Source organism: Pyxidicoccus sp. M15 (assembly GCF_056858435.1).
This window is the reverse complement of record NZ_CM166495.1, coordinates 9,294,685-9,311,913: the sequence shown is the minus strand read 5'-3', so window position 1 is coordinate 9,311,913 and position 17,229 is coordinate 9,294,685. Positions and strand designations below refer to the sequence as shown.

The following is a 17,229-nucleotide window of genomic DNA, read 5'->3' as shown; positions in this document are numbered from 1 at the left end:
CGGGCTGTCCATCTTTGGCCCCGGAGGTGATGCCATGAAGGTGTTGCTGCGTGGAGTGCACCTGGACCTGTCGGATGCCCTCAAGGCGTATGTGGATGAGCACCTGGTGAGCCATATCGAACGGTTCGCGGACGATGAGGCGGCGGAAATCGACATCTCGCTCGTGGATACCAATGGCCCCAAGGGCGGCGTGGACAAGGAATGCCGGGTGACGGTGCGACTGCCCGGCTTCTCCGCGGTGCATGTGACGGAGACGGCGGACTCGCTGTTCCCCGCCATCGACGCATCGCGTGATCGGCTGGAGAAGACCCTCAAGCGCACGCTGGAGAAGCGGCGCGACGTGCAGACCAACGGCCTGCCGCTGGATACGACGGCAGACGTGCCCACCTACTAGTCGGGATGGGAGGCAGTACGGGCCCGGTCTCCCAGGTCGTCGACCTGGCGACCGGGCCTAGCGTGTCCGTTGCCCGAATCTTGCTGGTCCCGAATGGTGAACGCTATAAGCGGAACCCTTCACCCTCGGGCTAAAGGATGGCGATGGTCCGCCTCAAGTTCCTCGTCTTCGCATTCCTGGTCATCGGACTGGGCGTTGCTCACCTGCCGATGCTGTCGGGACCGCTGCGCGAGCGCGCCGTGGCGGGAGCCACGTCTCAGGCCGCCAGTGGCGCCGCCGAGGTGGCGCGTCGCGTGGACGCCCGCCGCGCCGAAGTGCAGTCGCTGGCCCTGAAGCTGGCCGCCACGCCGGACGTGCTCTCCGCGGTGGCCGAGCTGCAGCCGCCTTCCCGCGCGCCCGCGCCGCGCAACCCTCGCGACCGCGGGGGCGATGACGACAGCGCGTCGGGTCCGCAGCCGCTGACGGCCGAGCGCTTCGCCGCGGTGCGCACCGCCGCCCAGGCCGTGCTGCCCAAGGAGCTCAAGAACGCGGTGGTGGCGGTGGTGGCGAAGGACGCGCAGTTCCACGCCGTCGCCGCCGGCGAGCCCTCCTCGGACACCACGAAGCTGGATGTCGCGGCGGTGGCGAAGGCGGGCTCGACGGTGATGGACGCCTTCGGCGCTCCGCATGTGTTTGCGTCCGTGCCGCTCATGTGGAACGGGGATGCGCGCACCGGGCCGCTGGCCACGCTGGTGGTGGGCGCGCCGCTGGTGGACGAGGGCACGCTGCAGGCCGCCGTGGATGCGTCCGGCGTCGCGGCGCTCGCGCTGGTGAAGGGTGACGCGGTGGTGGGCGGCGCTGGCGCGGAGAAGGCGCTGGCGGAGGCCTCGCTGGCGCAGGTGGCGGCGGGTGCCAGCGGCGTGGTGCTGCGCAGCGGCCAGCTCCAGGACTTCGGTCCGGTGAAGCTGCCCGCCTTCACGAATGGCGACTTCATGGGCGGCCAGGCGCCGCTGATGGTGGGCTCGCGCCGCGCGCTCGAGGGCACCCCGGTGGAGGTGCTCGCGGTGGCTGACACCCGCGCGGTGATGGGCGCGCTGGCCGGCTACCAGCAGAACGCGCTGATGGGCCTGGCGGGCCTGCTGGTCCTGTCGCTGGTGTGGACGGTGCTGATGGGCTCGGGCCGCTCGGGTGACGAGGTCCAGGGCAACTCCGACACGCTGAGCCTGTCGGCCGCCATGGCCGCCGCCTCGCCGCAGCCGAAGCCGCCCGCGCCGCAGCAGGCCGCGGATGCGTTCGCCATGCCTGCCCCGACTCCGGCCCCGGCGCCCGCGGCGGACCCGTTCTCGATGCCTGCTCCGGCGCCCGCGGCGGACCCGTTCGCCATGGCGGCGCCGGCCCCCGCGCCCATGGGGGACCCGTTCGCCATGTCCCCGCCGAACCAGGCGCCCCTGGGGGACCCGTTCTCCCTGCCGCCCCCGGCGGTTGCCCCGGTGGCCCCCGCGCCCGCGGCGGACCCGTTCTCCGCGGCGGACCCGTTCGGCGCGCCCGATGCGTTCCCGTTCCCCGCCCCCCCTGTCGCTCCGGCGCCCGCGCCGTTCGCCGCGGCGTCGTCCATGCCCTTCGAGCCGGACCCCTCGGCCTTCCCGCCCGTGGAGCCCCTGACTCCGGCGTCGCCGCGCCGGGGCGCGTTCGCCTTCGAGGACCAGCCCACGGCGGCGTACTCGCTGCAGCAGGCGGCGGACCCGTTCGCCCTCGCCTCCGCGCAGGCGCCGGAGAACACGGAGACGACGCGCGTGTCGGCGATTCCGCGCGAGCTGCTCCAGGCCAGCGCCCGGCCGCAGACGTCCGAGGCCATTCCCATGCCCGCGCCGCGCACGCCGGTGGCACCGCCTCCGGCCGCGATTCCGCTGCCCGGCCTGGGCAACTCCGCGGTGGCGCTCTCGGAGGAGCAGCACTTCCAGGAGGTCTTCCGCGAGTTCCTCACCACCCGCGAGCGGTGCGGTGAGCCGGCCGACGGCCTGACGTACGACAAGTTCGTGCAGAAGCTCCGCAAGAACAAGGAGCAGCTCGTCCAGAAGTACGCGTGCAAGACGGTGCGCTTCCAGGTCTACGTGAAGGAGGGCAAGGCCGCCCTCAAGGCCACGCCCGTCAAGGACTGACGCGCTCCGACGCTCGTCGTAGATGAAGGCCCGTGAGCTCTCTGGCTCACGGGCCTTCCTGCTTCTGGAGCGTCCCCGCGCTCGCGCCTAGCTCTCGCTGGAGCGGACCTGCTCCGCGCGGGCCTGGAGGATGGGGCGCACCACGCCGCGGAAGTGCTCCCACGCGCTCGGGCTGGAGGGCGCTTCCACCATGGCCAGGATGCCCGACAGGGGCACGTCCTGCGGGAGCCACGTCGCGCGCGACACGATGAGGACGGGCACCTTGGGGAACGACGGGTTGAGCAGCAGCTCTCCGTAGATGCCCCAGCCGCTGATGTCCGGCAGGTCCAGGTCCAGCAGCAGCAGGTGCGGCGGCGGGCCTGACTTCAGGCTCCCGAGCGCGTGCAGCGCATGATTCACGATCTGCACGTCCCAGCCCTCGGCCTCGAGGAACGCGCCCAGGCTTCTGGCGAAGAAGACGTTGTCGTCCACGATGAGGGCGCGGGGGCGCTGCGACTGCATGCAGTCAGTGTAGCCAGATTGCGCCTGCCATCGGAAACGGGATGACGGCACCGGCTGCGCGCGGTGGTGTCGCCATCACCCCGAAGGCAGACGGCGCGTCCGTCTTTGTACCTTCGGCTGGGGTGGAACCTACCCGCCCGCGGCTATTCGGCCCGCAGCCGCGCGGGGCCGAGGCCTTCGGCGCGGGGGAGCACGACGGTGAAGCGCGCGCCCTGGCCGGGCTCGCCGCCCACGTCCAGCTTGCCGCCGTGCTCCTGGAGGATGCGCGCGGCGATGGCCAGGCCCAGGCCGGTGCCGCCCTCCTTGGTGGTGAAGTAGGGCTCGAAGATGCGGGCGCGGTGCTCGGGGGGGATGCCGGGGCCGCTGTCCTCCACCTCGACGATGGCGTCCGCCTCGGTGCCCTTCACGCGCACGCGCAGCGCGCCGCCCTTCTCCTTCATCGCCTCCTCGCCGTTCTTCACCAGGTTGACCAGCACCTGCGTGAGCTGGTCCCTGTCCACCTTCGCCACCACGCCCGTCTGGAGCGAGGGGAGGATTTGAATGCCCTCGGGCGGCGCGGCGTACAGCGACAGCACGCTCTGCACCAGCTCGCCCAGGTCCACCGGCGCGAGCTGCGGCTTGGGCATGCGCGCGAAGCGGCTGAACTCGTCCACGATTCGCCGCAGCCGGTCCACCTCCTCCAGCACCACGCCCGCGCTCTCCTTGAACATGTCCGGGAAGCGCGGGTGGCGGGCCTCCTGCGCGGCGAGCAGCGTCTCCAGCGACATGCGGATGGGCGTCAGCGGGTTCTTGATTTCGTGCGCCAGCCGCCGCGCCACCTCCTGCCACGCGGCGATGCGCTCGCTGGCCACCAGCCGCTCGGTGGTGGCCTTCAGCTCTCCCGTCATCCGGTTGAACGTCCGCACCAGCTCGCCCACCTCGCCGCTGGCCTCCACAGCCACCTGCGCGTCCAGCGCGCCTTCCGCCACGCGCCGCGCGCCCTCGGTGAGGGCCTCCACCGGCCGCGTCATCCACCGCGACACCAGCAGGCCCAGCAGCACCGCGAAGGCGCCGCCCAGTCCCGCCAGCAGGAGGAAGGCGCGCATGACGCCCTGCTCGGCCTCGTTCGCCGCGGCGCGGCTGAAGACGAAGCGCACCGTGGCCGTCTCTCCCAGGGGCAGCGTCCGCGCCACCGTGGGCGGCTCGGCGTCACCGGCGCGGGCCAGCTCGGTGTCACCGGACATCAGCGTCACCTGGGCCTGGGTGAGCCGCGACAGGTGCTGCGCCAGTCCCTCGTCCAGCAGCACGCCGCCCACGGCCCACAGGCGCAGGTCTCCGTAGTCCACCGGGCGCGCGGTGACGAGCGCGGGAAGCGGGCGCAGGCCGGAGGGCGTGCGCACCTCCACACGGACCGGCACGGGCCTGGGTGACGGCTCGCGGGTGACGGCGAAGAGGGCGGGGTCCGGGTCTCCCCGCCGCGCGGGCAGGTGGCCGGAGGACAGCACCGTGCCACCCCGGTCGAAGAGGGCGAGCACCGTCAGGCCGCGGCTCTTCATCAGCCCCTCGGCGGTGCCGGCCTGGATGGCGCGGGTGGGGCTCTCGCGCGCCTCGCGGGCCAGGTCCTCCATGGCGGGGCTGTCCACCAGCTCCTCCACCGCGCGGCGGGCGTTGGCACCGGAGCGCTCGAGGGACTCCTGCGCGGAGGTGATGGCGGCCTCCATGCGCGCGTCCAGCTCGCGCGACAGCGTGTCGCGCAGCCGGGTGAGGGTGGGGGGCACCACCACCGCGAGCGGCACCACCGCGAGCAGGGTGAAGGCGAGCGCCAGCCGCGTCCTCAGGCGCATGGCGGTCTCCTCACGGACGGCCTCCGGTGGCCGTGCCCTCCTGGGGCGCCAGGTACAGCCCGTCCACCCACGGCAGGCCCTGCGCGTCGAAGCGCAGCCCGCCGACTTCCGCCGCGAGGCGCATGCCCAGCCCCTGCGCGTACAGCGGCACCAGCGGCACGGACGGCGCCAGCGCCAGGGCCCGCTCGCGAGCCCGGGTGTCCCGCGCTCCCGCGTCCACCAGCGCACCGATGGCCGGCAGCTCCACGCCGAGCAAGTCCCTGCGCCCGCCCGCATCCAGCACCACGGCCAGCGCGGGGCCGGGGACGGGCGGCAGCAGCAGGGCGTGCAGCATCAGCTCGAAGTCGCCCTTCGCCCAGCGCGCACGCAGTGCGGAGCGTGGCATCGGCTCCAGCGCCACGGTGTAGCCGCGCTCGTGCAGCTTCACCTGGATGCGCTCCGCCACCGCGCGCTGGTCCTCCAGCGAGGCGTCGTAGAGGAGCGTCACGGTGCGCGGCGCGCTCGCGGCGGGAGGCGCGGGGCGGGGCCGGGGGCCCTGTGGCATCAGCGCGGGCGGCAGCAGGTGTGGCATGGGCTGAGCCGGAGCATGGACGAAGAGGCGGGTGAGGTCCTCGCGGTCGATGGCGCTCTCCACCGACTGGCGGAAGTCCGCGGGCAGCTTGCGGGGAGAGAAGGCCAGGAAGGTGGCGTAGAAGGGCGTGCCCGCGGTGGTGTCCGTTTCCGAGGAGACGCCCAGCTCCATCTGCACCTGCCGGGAGGACCACAGGCGCGCCAGGCCCCGCTCATCCGTGCCGGTGAGCAGCAGCCGGTCCAGGTACGGACGGCCCTGGGGCCAGGCGAGCTGCGCCTCCAGCGTGCCCCGTCCCGCGGCGCTGAAGGGGCCCTGTCCGGGGGACGACGCGGGCGCGGCCAGGGCCGGGTGGCACAGCGCGCGCTCCAGGTCCGGCCAGGGGAAGGACAGCGTGAGCTCCACCGTGGCGCCCTGGGTGCTCACCTGCCGCGCCTCGCCGCGCACCGGGTAGAGCAGGGCGCGGTAGGGCGAGGTGGCTTCGGCGCTGGCCAGGCGCATCCACGCGCGGGCCACCGCGCTGGCGGTGGCGGCGTTGGGCAGCGTGAGACGCACGGACTGCGGCGTGGGGCGCGACAGCTCGCGGGCGAGCGCGGGAAGGACGGTGCCGTCCGGCATGGCGCGGCACACCGGGCGCGAGAGCAGCCCCAGCAGCGTCGCCTCCAGGGGCGTGTCGGCGAGCGCGGGCTCCCCCACCTCGGGAGGACCGTCATGCGCCACGCGCAGCTCGCCGCCGTAGCGAGGACGTCCGGCCGCCAGCGCGGACGCGGAGGAGAGGAGCAGCAGCGTCGCGAGAGCGGAGCGGACCGTCATGGCGCACCGGGGGACGGGACGCGGGAGATTCGCGGCAGCGGAGCGGACCGTCATGGCGCACCGTGGCGCAGGAGGAAGAGCTCGCCGGTTCCGTCCGGCTTCGCCAGGCCCACCACCACCTCGCGGCGCTTGTCGCCGTCCAGGTCGGCCGTCACCACGTACAGCGCGCGGCCCGGAGGCAGCGCGCCCTGCCAGAGCGGCTCGTGCGCGGTGGGGTCATCCCCATTGGAGGCGAACACCCGCAGCACATCCGGCGAGGGCTGCAGCTGCGGCGAGGTGGTGAGCAGCTCCGGCGCTCCATCACCGTCCACGTCCCCCAGTGCACTGCCCGCGCCCAGGCCCGTCAGCCGTGAGGGCGCCGCGCCCGCGCGCGCGTAGAGGGACGCGGAGGCGTCCGGGTGGACGAACAGCAGCCGCGACGCGGTGAGGCTCGCGGTGGTGAAGGATGCGGTCACCGTCAGCGTGCGCCCGTCCGCCAGCCGCACCTCCGGAGTGAAGGCCGTCTGTCCGGGGACGAAGCTGCCGCGCTCGCCCGGGCCCAGCGGCGCTGCTTCCAGCGTGCCCACGGGCTTCAGCATGCCGCGCGCCACGTCCAGCGTGAGCACCTCGCCGTGCGCGTGCCGGGTGCTCCACGCGGCCAGGCGCGGTGGCCCCGTCAGCACGGCGAGCGCGCCGAAGGGCTCGCGGGTGGTGGCGTTGCCGGGCGGCAGCGCGTCCAGCTCTCGCCGGGCCAGCAGTCGCCCATCCGCGGCGAAGACGGACACGTCGGACTCGGTGAGGGCGGCGACCTCGTCCCGGCCGTCCCCATCCAGGTCTCCCGCGGCCAGCGCCGCGAGCGGATGCTCCAGCCGCGCCAGCACCGCGCCCAGCAGTCGCACGCCCCGGGGGGCGGTGCCATTCGTCGGAGGCGTCGCAGGTCCCCCCACGGACGCCAGCGCCAGCACGGCCGCGTCCGCCTCCACCGCCTGCGCCAGCGCGCCCGCGGGCTTCGGCGGGCGCGTGGCCGTGCGGCCGGACCAGAAGTTCACCCACGTGCCCAGCGCGTCGCCACGCGCGCGCAACTCACCGGCCTCCACGTCCAGGGTGAGCCGCACCAGCGTGCGGGCCCCCTGCGCGCGGGCGGCCGCTTCCGCGGCCTCGGTGGTGGGCGCATCCACCACCACCGGCGCCAGGCTCAGGGCGGACAGCCGCGCCGCCAGCAGGCTGCCCACGGCGCGCCGCAGCTCGGCGGTGCCTCCGGAGAGGTGCAGGGCCACGGGCGCCTCCGCGGGGAGCGCGCGCACCGACTCCGCCAGCGACTGCGCGAGGCGGTCGACGGCGGAGGCGTCCTGCGGGGCGGAAGCGGCGGGAGCGGGCCGCGGGGCGGCGACGAGCGCGGCCAGCAGCGGGGCGAGGAGCAGGGCTCGGCTTCGGCTCACAATCCCTTCCTGTTGCCTTCCTCGAGGAAGAACTGGTCGGTGGACACCTGACCCGGTGGCGGTGCCTCGGCGGTGGGCTGCGTGCCCTCCAGGAACGGCTCCAGCCGGCCCGGGACGGAGTTGCCGGCCAGCAGGCCGCTGGCGGGGTCGATGCGCACCTGTACCACGCCCGGCGGCACCTCGAACTCGCGAGAGGGCAACCCTTCGTGGGCCACCCGCATGAACCTGAGCCAGATGGGCAGCGCCGCGCGGCCACCCGTCTCGCTGCCGCCCAGCGGCGAGTTGTCGTCGAAGCCCACCCACGCGCTGGCCACCCAGTCCGCCGTGTAGCCGGAGAACCACGTGTCCTTGGACTCCTGCGTGGTGCCCGTCTTGCCGGCGGCGGGGCGGTTGAGCTCCGTCACCGCCCGGGCCGTGCCCTCCTCCACCACGCTGCGCATCAGCGACGTGGCGAGGTACGCCACCGCGGGGGGCAGCGTCTCCTCAAAGGCGGGCTGGTGCTCCTCCAGCGTCTTGCCCTTCCCGTCGCGCACGCGCAGCAGCATGAGCGGCTCCGCGTAGCGGCCGTTGGCCTGGAGCGTCGCGTACGCGTTGACGGCCTCCAGCATGGTGACTTCACCCGTGCCCAGCGCGAGCGTGAGGTTCTCCGGCATCGCCGAGTGGATGCCCGCGCGGCGCGCGAAGTCGATGGCGGTGGCGGGCGTGAGCGCCTCGATGAGGCGCACCGACACCGTGTTCTTCGACTTGGTGAGCGCCGTGCGCAGCGTCATCGGCCCCTCGAACTGGCGGTCGTAGTTCTGCGGCTTCCACGTCTTGCCCGTGTACGGGTCGCGGATGGCCTCGGGCGCGTCGTTCACCTTGGACAGCGGCGTGAAGCGCCCGCTGCCCATGGCCGCCGCGTACAGGAAGGGCTTGAACGACGAGCCCGGCTGCCGCTTCGCCTGCGTGGCGCGGTTGAAGGACGAGCGCTCCGCGTCATAGCCGCCCACCAGCGCCACCACGTTGCGATTCTGCGGGTTGATGACCACGAGGCCGCCCTGCACGACGGGCACCTGGTCCAGCGCGGCCTCCACGAAGGCCGGCGCGGGCGGCGCCTTCAGCACGCGCACGTAGACGAGCTGCCCCTTGGCGAACACGTCGGCGATGCCCTTGGGCGCGCCCTTGCCCTTCTGTCGCGCCCACGTCGCGGTGGAGAAGGCCACCTCGGCGGTGCGGCCCACCAGGTCCACCTTCGCCACGTTGCGCTTCTCGTCCACCTCGGTGACGTAGCCGGTGAGGCGCAGCCCCTCCTCCAGCGGCTTGAGGCGCACGGTGCGCGCCAGCAACTCCTCCTCGGTGCGTGCGGCCTCCTCCTCGGGCGTCAGGTCCGGCAGCTGCTCCTCCGCGCCGTCCTCCTCCAGCTCCGCCGTGCTGCCGACGGCCGCCTGGGGCGCCTTGGGCGCCTCCTTCTCCGCCTGGGCCAGCGGCGACAGGTCCGCCACATAGCCCTGGTCCTTCTGCCGGCGCCCGGCCTCCTCGATGCGCGTGGCGACGAGCGCCCGGTAGCGCTCCCACTGGCCGTCCGTCAGCGTGCCCCTGGGGCCGCGGTAGCCCTGGCGCCGGTCCACCGCCTCCAGGCCCTCGCGCACGGCCTGCTCGGCGGCGGCCTGCAGCTTCGGCACCATGGCGATGTCCACGCGCAGGCCGCCCTCCATGACGGCCTTGTCGCCGTAGCGCTCGACGAGCGTGCGGCGAATCTCCTCCGAGTAGTACAGGCCCACCGGCTTCTGCTGGCGCGGCGCCAGGACGATGGGCTTCTCGATTTCCGCCTGCGCCACCGCCTCCGGCACCCAGCCATTCTTCGCCATCTGCTGGAGCACGTACTTCTGGCGGCCCTTCGCCCGCGTCATGTTCGTCACCGGGTTGATGCGGTGGGGAATCTGCACGGTGCCCGCGAGCACGGCCGCCTCGCCGATGCCCAGGTCCTTCGCGTGCTTGCCGAAGTAGAAGAGCGCGGCCTCCTCCAGGCCGTAGCGGCGCTGCCCGTAGTAGGACTGGTTGATGTAGAGCGCGAGAATCTGGTCCTTGGTGAGCGCCTCCTCCACGCGCGGGGTGAGAATCCACTCGCGCGCCTTGCGCGAGAAGCTGCGCTCGGGCGTGAGCAGCAGGTTCTTCACCACCTGCTGCGTAATCGTGGACGCGCCGGACTTGCGGCTGTTGGGGATGAGGTTCTTGATGGCGGCGCGGGCGATGCCGAACGGGTCCAGGCCCTGGTGCTTGTAGAAGTCCGCGTCCTCGGCGGCGAGGAAGGCGTTGCGCACGTGGGCGGGCAGGTCCTCCACGCGCACCAGCGTGCGGCGCTCGTGGGCGAACTCCGCGCACAGGCTGCCGTCACCACACGTCACCTTCGTGACCTGCGGCGGCTGGTAGTTGCGCAGCGCATCCACCGAGGGCAGGTCCTGGCTGTAATAGAAGTAGCCGCCCACGCCGGCGAGCAGACCGAGCAGCAGCCCCACCACGCCGAGGACGAGCAGCCGCTTCGTCCAGCGCCAGAGCCGGGCCCCGAGCCCGGGACGCGCGGGGGTCGGAGGCGGCACGGAAGGAGGCGTGGAGGAGTCGGGCGAAGTGGGCATCTCGGGAGCCGGAGTCATGGCGCTTTCGGAAGGGGCCTGCACGTTAGACCGGGGGGAGAGGAACGGGAACCGGCCCGGAAGGCCGCCCCGGAGGCCGCCCTGGAGGCCGCTCCCATGACGGCCTCCGGGCGGGGAGGCGCTACGGCGCGCCGGGCTCCGGCACCTCCTCGGGCCGGGGCGTGGAGGCGTCCAGGGGCCGGGCGACGTCCACGCGGGCCAGCCGATTCACACGGTCCGCGTTGACGCGGGCCTGGACGTAGCGCGGGGACAGCCGGGTGGCGTTGGCGTAGGCGGCGCGGGCCTCCTCCACGTGCCCCAGCCGCTCCCGCGCCACGCCGAGGTTGTTGTGGACGTAGGCCACGTGGGGGAGCAGGGAAGCGGCCTGGGTGAGGACCGCCGCCGCCTTCGCATCCTCGCCCGCGCGCAGGTAGGCGAAGCCCAGGTTGTTCAGCGCGTAGCCGTGCTCCGGGTCCAGGTGCACGGCCTGCTGGAAGCGGAGGATGGCGGCGGACAGCTCGCCCGCGCCCAGGTGCGCCCGGCCGAGCACCTGGTACACCTCCGCGTCCTCCGGGCTGCGCAGCACCGCCTCCTCGCCCACCAGCACGGCCTGTGCGTGCCGGCCCAGCGACACCAGCAGTCGCGCCTGCTGCACCAGCGCGCTGGAGTCCTCGGGGAGCAGCCGGCCGAGCTGCTCGTAGGCCCGCACCGCGACTTCCGTCTGCCCGGTGAGGCGGGCGAGCCGCGCAGCCTGCGTCAGCGCGTCCGTGTCGGCCGGGTCGTCATGGAGGGCGCGCCGGGCCTCGGTGAGGGCACCGGAGAGGTCTCCCAGCTCGCGCAGCGTGCGCGCCCGGGCCAGGTGGTCCACGCGCCGCCCGTGCGTGTGGGGCAGCGACAGCAGCGTGTCGTCCGCGGGCGCGCGAGCCGCCACCGGCTCCACGTCACCCGGCGAGGCCCCCTCCGGCGTCACGTCCGCCGCGGGTGGGACGACCGACGGAGCGGCGGCGGCGCCCACGGGCGCCTCGTGCGACCGCGCCTGCTGGACGACGGCCACCCACGGGCGCCACGACGGGGGCAGGGGGACGTCGTCCCATGCGGCGAGTCCGAGCGCGGCGAGGCAGGCGGGCAGCAGCGTCTTCTTCAGCGCGGCGGGCAGGGTGAAGGGGGTGGGGGCTGCGGCCTTGCGCGTCCTGGCACTCGTGGGGCTCATGGCGACGACACCTCGACTTCCGGCGGTGCGCCCGGGAAGGGCGCCTCATGGGGGCCGTGTGACGGGCTCCCACCCGGAGGGCATTGCGATGCCCGTGCCAGGGCCCCTGCCCGGGGGGCCGGAAGGGGGTGTGTCCCTCCGGCCACACGGACGGGGAAAACCGTGGCGGGGGCGCGGGTGTCATGCGACGGTCCGCGCGATGAAGATCGCCACCTGGAACGTGAACTCGGTGCGGGCCCGGCAGGAGCGGCTGCTCGAGTGGCTGAGGACCCGGCAGCCGGACATCCTGTGCCTTCAGGAGCTGAAGTGCTCGGAGGCCGACTTCCCCATGGAGGCCGTGCGCGAGGTCGGCTACCACGCCGCCATCCACGGGCAGAAGACGTACAACGGCGTCGCCATCCTCGCGAAGGAGGAGCCCCGCGACGTGGTGAAGGGGCTGTCCGACGGCGTGGATGACACGCACTCGCGCCTCATCGCCGCCACGGTGGGCGGCATCCGCGTGGTGAGCGCCTACGCGCCCAACGGGCAGTCGGTGGACTCGGAGCAGTACCACTACAAGCTCCAGTGGTACGAGCGGCTGCGCCGCTACCTGGACACGCGCCACCAGCCGGGCGAGCCCCTGATTCTGGGCGGCGACTGGAACATCGCGCCCCGGGACATCGACACCTATGACCCGAAGGAGTGGGAGGGCCAGACGCTCTTCACCCAGAAGGAGAAGGACGCGCTCGCACGGATGTGTGACTTCGGGCTGAAGGACGCCTTCCGCGAGCTCTACCCGGACGTGCAGAAGTTCTCGTGGTGGGACTACCGCATGCTGGCCTTCCCGAAGAACCGGGGCCTGCGCATCGACCACCTCTACGTGACGGCGCCGCTCGTCCCGCGCCTGGCGCAGGTGGACGTGGACCGCGAGGAGCGCAAGGGGAAGCAGCCCTCCGACCACGCCCCGGTATGGCTGGAGCTGCGCGGATGACCCGCGGCGCGCGGCCCTGTTCAAGCCCTGTGGAGGGCGCGTCCAGGCCGCGTGCGGGTATTGCCATGGTGCTCCGAGAGCAGGCGGGCGCCTGGCCTTCCCGTAGGGCTACGAAGGCTTCGGAGGGGTGAAGCACTGCATGGGTTCGAGCGGTCCGGACACCTCGTTGGAGCCCACGGCCGCCGCGTTCGCGGCCATGCTGGACGGCGTGGGCCATGGCGTCGTCGCGGTGGACCGCCAGTGGCGCCTGTCCTACGTCAACGCCTGGATGGAGCGCATCCTCGGCCGCTCCCGCCAGCGGCTGCTGGGCCGCGAGCTGTGGACGGAGTTCCCGAGCCTGCGGACCAGCTCCTTCGGTGACGCCTACCAGCGCGCCATGCGCGACGGTGTCGAGGTCGTGCACGAGGATTTCGTCCCCATCTCCAATGCCTGGTTCGAGGCGCGAGCGTCGCCCTCGGCCACGGGGCTCATCCTCTTCATCCGCGACGTGACGGAGCGCCGCCGCGCCGCGCAGGCCCTGAAGGACCGGGAGGACCGGCTGCGCGAGAGCGAGGCGCGCTTCCGCAACATGGCGGACAACGCCCCGGTCATGCTGTGGATGACCGACGAGACGGGCGCCTGCATCTGGCTCAACCGCCAGTGGCACGACTTCACCGGTCAGACGGAGGCTGAGGCCCATGGCCTGGGGTGGCTGGATGCGGTCCACCCCGAGGACCGCGCGCGGTCCAGAGAGCTCTTCCTCGCGTCGCACTCGAGCCGGACCGCGTTCCGCGCGGAGTATCGGATTCGCTCGTGCCACGGTGAGTATCGCTGGGCCATCGACTCCGCGAGTCCCCGGCTGGACAGCTCCGGAGAGTTCCTCGGCTACATCGGCTCCGTCATCGACATCCACGAGCGCAAGCGCGGTGAGGAGCGGCTCGCCTTCGTCTCCGAGGCGAGCCGCGTCCTGGCCGAGTCGCTCGACTACGAGGGCACGCTGTCGCGCGCCACCGAGCTCGCCGTGCCCGCGCTCGGCGACTGGTGCATGGTCGACCTCCTCCAGGAGGGCGGTGGCGTCAAGCGGGTGAAGGTCGCCTGCGCGGTCCCCGCGCTGGAGCCGCAGGTCCGCGAGACGGTGAACTTCCCGCCCCGCCTCTCGGGCCCTGCCTCGCACCCTCCCAGCCAGGCCCTGCGGGAAGGCCGGGCCCGGCTCGTCGAGGACGCGGGCGACGCGTACAAGCAGCAGGCGGCGTACAGCCCGGAGCACCTGGAGCACATGCGGGCCATCGGCTTCCAGTCGCTGATGTCCGTGCCGCTGGTGGCGCGGGGCCGGACGCTGGGCGTCATCACCTTCCTGGCGATTGTCCCCGGCCGGCGCTTCACGCAGTCGGACCTGGAGACGGCCGAGGACCTGGCCCGTCGCGCCGCCCTCGCGGTGGACAACGGCCGGCTGTACCGCGAGGCGCAGCAGGCCGTGCGCGTGCGCGAGGAGTTCCTCCAGGTGGCCAGCCACGAGCTGAAGACGCCGCTCACGCCATTGTCCCTCAAGCTCCAGATGCTGGCCCGCTCCGCGGACTCGCTCCCGCGAGAGCGCTTCCCCCGGCTGTCCGGAGATTTGGAGATGATGCGGCAGCAGGTGAATCGCCTGTCGTCGCTGATGGACGAGCTGCTGGACATCTCGCGCATCAACTCCGGGCGATTCTCGCTGACGCTGGAGGTGATGGACCTCTGCGCGTTGGTGCGCGACTCGGCGTCGCGCTTCGAGCCCGAGGTGCTCCGTCTGGGCGGCCGGCTGGTGGTGGACGTCCCGGAGCCGCTGGTGGGCGTGTGGGACCGGCAGCGGCTGGAGCAGGTGATGACGAACCTGTTGTCCAACGCGCACAAGTACGGCGGGGGCCGGCCCGTGAGGGTGCGCGTCTGGGGCGAGGGCAACACCGCCTGCCTGGAGGTCCGGGACGAGGGCATCGGCATTGCCCCGGAGGCGCTGCCGCGCATCTTCGAGAAGTTCGAGCGCGCGGTGAGCGAGAGGCACTACGGCGGCCTGGGATTGGGGCTCTACATCACCCGGCAGATTGTCGAGGCCCTGGGTGGCACCATCCGCGCGGAGAGCGCGCTGAACCAGGGCTCCGCCTTCACGGTGAAGCTGCCGCTGACGCCGCCCGCCGGACCCGCCTCGGCCTCCTGAGGGCCCGGCTACTGGCAGGCGTCAGCGGCACATCACCGGCGCTTCGAGCAGGTCGGCACGCCGGGGGCGTCTGGCATAGATTCCGCCGCCTCATGGCCCTGACCCGACTCGACTGTACGAAGTGCGACCGGACCTACGCGCCGGGCGCCGTGCTGAACCTGTGCACCGCGTGCAACGCGCCGCTGTTCGCCCGCTACGATTTGGAGCGCGCGGCGAAGACGCTGCGGCCGGAGGCGCTGGCCACGCGCGAGCGCTCCATGTGGCGCTACCACGAGGTGATGCCGGTGGAGGACCCGGCGCAGCGACTGAGCCTGGGCGAGGGCTGGACGCCGCTGCTGCAGGCGCCCCGGCTGGGCGCGAAGCTGGGGATGAAGCGCGTGTGGGTGAAGGACGAGGGCGGCAACCCGACGGGCTCGTTCAAGGCGCGCGGGCTGTCGGCGGCCGTCACCATGGCGAAGGTGCTGGGGGCGAAGGCGGTGTGCCTGCCGTCGGCGGGCAACGCGGGCAGCGCGCTGGCGGCCTACGCGGCGCGCGGCGGGCTGGAGGCGCACGTCTTCGTGCCGAAGGACATCGCCAGCCTGTTCCTCATGGAGACGCGCGCGTACGGCGCGCACGTGGAGACGGTGGAGGGGCTCATCACCGACGCGGGCCGCATCTGCGCGGGGCTGGCGAAGGAGCACGGCTGGTACGAGTGCGCCACGCTGAAGGAGCCCTACCGCGTGGAGGGCAAGAAGACGATGGGCTACGAAATCGCGGAGCAGCTCGGGTGGACGCTGCCGGACGTCATCCTCTACCCGACGGGCGGCGGCACCGGCCTCATCGGCATGTGGAAGGCCTTCGAGGAGATGGAGGCCATGGGCCTCATCGGCTCGAAGCGGCCGCGGATGGTGGCGGTGCAGGCGGAGGGCTGCGCGCCGATTGTGAAGGCGCACGCCGAGGGCAAGCCGGACGCGCCGATGTGGCAGGGCGCGACGACGCACGCGCACGGCCTGCGGGTGCCCAAGGCGCTGGGCGACTTCCTCATCCTCCGCGCGGTGAAGGAGAGCGGCGGCACGGCGGTGTCGGTGACGGAGGCCGAAATCATCCAGGGCGTGAAGGACATCTCCGCCGCGGAAGGCCTCTTCGTCGCGCCCGAGGGCGGCGCCTGCGTGGCGGCGCTGCGCAAGCTCCAGGCCGCCGGGCAGGTGACGCCCGACGAGTCCGTGGTGGTGTTCAACACGGGCACGGGCTTCAAGTACGTGGAGAACATGGCCCCGCTGTGGTGACGCGGAGCCGTGCGGCCGGAGCGCGCTACTGGGTGAGGTAGAAGATGCCGAGGCACATCTCGTCGTCGGTGCCCTCACCCCAGCCGCGGTCCGTGGAGCCCGGGGCGCTGTTGTCCCAGTGGCACTCCACGTTCAGCTTGTCCCCGTTCCACAACTGCACGGGCTTCTGGAGGCTGTAGCTGCCCTGCCAGTGGAAGTCCCAGCGGGGGATGTCCAGGAGGCACTCGCGGGCGCCGGACTGGCGCTGGATTTCCGCGCGCGCGTGGGTGCCCCGGGTGTGCATGTGGAGCGCGGCCGAGTGGATGGTGACGGGGACGTTGTTCTGGAGGACGCCCCCGGTGGTGAAGCCCAGGAAGGGCGTCAGCTCCATGGACCACAGGTGCTTCGTGTCCGTGGTGCCGGCGGGGATGTGCATGGGCGTGGTGCCATTCACCCAGGCGGGGTTGGACCAGGGCTGGACGTAGGCGACCTTCTGCACGGTGTCGTCGACCTTGAAGGCGACGGCGGAGCGGTCGGCGGTGGCGGCCTGTCCGTGGTCGTTGTAGTGGACCTGGAGGACGACCTTGGAGCCGGGGTCGATGCGCAGGCCGGTGCCGGCGGGGAAGTCCTGGCCGAGGCTGCCGGGGGCCCAGCCGCCGAGCCACGTGGCACGCGTGGCGTCCGGTCCACCGGGGCCGCCGAAGCACGTGTAGCCGGGGCCCGGAGAGGCGGCGTCGCGAGCCTCATAGCCCTTCACCTCGGAAGGCGTCGCGAGGTAGGCGATGACGTGGTGGACGGTGGCGCGGTTGCCCGGGTCGGCGCGGAAGCCGGTGATGTAGCGCGTGCGCGTCTCCGGCCAGTCGATGAGGAAGCAGCGGTAGTCGTCCGGGGACTGGGTGGGGAGGTAGGGCTCCGGCATCTTCAGGACGATGTCCGCGCGGGACAGGCCGCCGGTGGGGGGCGTGAGGGCGGTGGCATTGGCGGGGTCGCCCTCGGCGGCGCCCTCGTCCACCCAGCGCGTGAGCAGGGCCTGCTGCGCTTCGTCGAGCGAGCGGTCATGCGCGTACGTGTTGCACTCGGACGACGGAGGCCAGGGCGGCATGGTGCGGGCCTGGACGGAGGCCTTGAGGATGTCGCGGTGGGCGAAGACGTCGGCGTACGTCTGCAGGGGGAAGGGGCCGATGCCGCCCTCGGTGTGGCAGTTGGCGCACTTCGCCTGCACCAGGGGCGCGACGTCCTGGTGCCAGGTGGCCGGAGGCACGGGCTCGGTGGGCGTGGGGGCCGCGTCGTCGCCGCTGCACGCGGTGAGGGCGGCGAGGAGCGCGCCCGGGAGCAGGCGGAGGAGGGAAGTGCGGGGCATGGAGACCTCGAGGCCCG

General features: G+C 73.0%; 12 protein-coding genes. 5 read left to right on the top strand and 7 right to left on the bottom strand.

Annotated elements, in window-relative coordinates:
- The first annotated feature begins 34 nt into the window (after window positions 1-34).
- On the top strand, window positions 35-394 hold the full coding sequence (gene hpf / locus ACX9TP_RS34240; RefSeq protein WP_482974849.1) for a ribosome hibernation-promoting factor, HPF/YfiA family: 360 nt from the start codon (window positions 35-37) through the stop codon (window positions 392-394).
- A gap of 143 nt (window positions 395-537) precedes the next feature.
- On the top strand, window positions 538-2,532 hold the full coding sequence (locus ACX9TP_RS34235; protein WP_482974848.1) for an MXAN_5187 family protein: 1,995 nt from the start codon (window positions 538-540) through the stop codon (window positions 2,530-2,532).
- 87 nt (window positions 2,533-2,619) lie between these two features.
- On the opposite strand, the gene ACX9TP_RS34230 is transcribed toward ACX9TP_RS34235, so the two are convergent.
- From ACX9TP_RS34230 to ACX9TP_RS34205, 6 genes are all read right to left on the bottom strand, one after another.
- Window positions 2,620-3,033: a response regulator gene (locus ACX9TP_RS34230; protein ID WP_482974847.1), complete on the bottom strand. Its 414-nt coding sequence runs from the start codon at window positions 3,031-3,033 to the stop codon at window positions 2,620-2,622.
- A gap of 143 nt (window positions 3,034-3,176) precedes the next feature.
- Complete coding sequence (locus ACX9TP_RS34225) at window positions 3,177-4,856, bottom strand: ATP-binding protein (RefSeq protein ID WP_482974846.1); 1,680 nt, start codon at window positions 4,854-4,856, stop codon at window positions 3,177-3,179.
- A 10-nt stretch (window positions 4,857-4,866) separates the two neighbouring features.
- Window positions 4,867-6,237 (bottom strand): peptide ABC transporter substrate-binding protein, encoded by a 1,371-nt coding sequence (locus ACX9TP_RS34220; RefSeq protein WP_482974845.1) that lies wholly within the window; start codon window positions 6,235-6,237, stop codon window positions 4,867-4,869.
- 50 nt (window positions 6,238-6,287) lie between these two features.
- Window positions 6,288-7,655: an FG-GAP repeat domain-containing protein gene (locus ACX9TP_RS34215; protein WP_482974844.1), complete on the bottom strand. Its 1,368-nt coding sequence runs from the start codon at window positions 7,653-7,655 to the stop codon at window positions 6,288-6,290.
- The gene (locus ACX9TP_RS34210; RefSeq protein WP_482974843.1) at window positions 7,652-10,285 is read right to left on the bottom strand and encodes a penicillin-binding protein 1A; all 2,634 of its coding nucleotides are present in this window, start codon (window positions 10,283-10,285) and stop codon (window positions 7,652-7,654) included. Before ACX9TP_RS34210 ends, ACX9TP_RS34215 begins: the two co-directional genes overlap by 4 nt.
- Window positions 10,286-10,406: 121 nt before the next feature.
- Complete coding sequence (locus ACX9TP_RS34205; protein WP_482974842.1) at window positions 10,407-11,474, bottom strand: tetratricopeptide repeat protein; 1,068 nt, start codon at window positions 11,472-11,474, stop codon at window positions 10,407-10,409.
- 199 nt (window positions 11,475-11,673) lie between these two features.
- On the opposite strand from ACX9TP_RS34205, the gene xth reads away from it, so the two are divergent.
- The 3 genes from xth to ACX9TP_RS34190 all read left to right on the top strand — a co-directional run bounded on the left by xth (window position 11,674) and on the right by ACX9TP_RS34190 (window position 15,873).
- On the top strand, window positions 11,674-12,444 hold the full coding sequence (xth, locus tag ACX9TP_RS34200; RefSeq protein ID WP_482974841.1) for an exodeoxyribonuclease III: 771 nt from the start codon (window positions 11,674-11,676) through the stop codon (window positions 12,442-12,444).
- A gap of 139 nt (window positions 12,445-12,583) precedes the next feature.
- Window positions 12,584-14,608 carry a PAS domain-containing sensor histidine kinase gene (locus ACX9TP_RS34195; RefSeq protein ID WP_482974840.1) on the top strand — a complete coding sequence of 675 codons (2,025 nt, stop codon included), beginning with the start codon at window positions 12,584-12,586 and terminating at the stop codon, window positions 14,606-14,608.
- A 92-nt stretch (window positions 14,609-14,700) separates the two neighbouring features.
- The gene (locus tag ACX9TP_RS34190) at window positions 14,701-15,873 is read left to right on the top strand and encodes a threonine synthase (protein ID WP_482974839.1); all 1,173 of its coding nucleotides are present in this window, start codon (window positions 14,701-14,703) and stop codon (window positions 15,871-15,873) included.
- 25 nt (window positions 15,874-15,898) lie between these two features.
- Here ACX9TP_RS34190 and ACX9TP_RS34185 read toward each other — a convergent pair whose 3' ends face one another.
- A complete protein-coding gene (locus tag ACX9TP_RS34185) occupies window positions 15,899-17,212 on the bottom strand; it encodes a monooxygenase (RefSeq protein WP_482974838.1) in 1,314 nt (437 codons plus the stop codon).
- Window positions 17,213-17,229 lie beyond the last annotated feature (17 nt).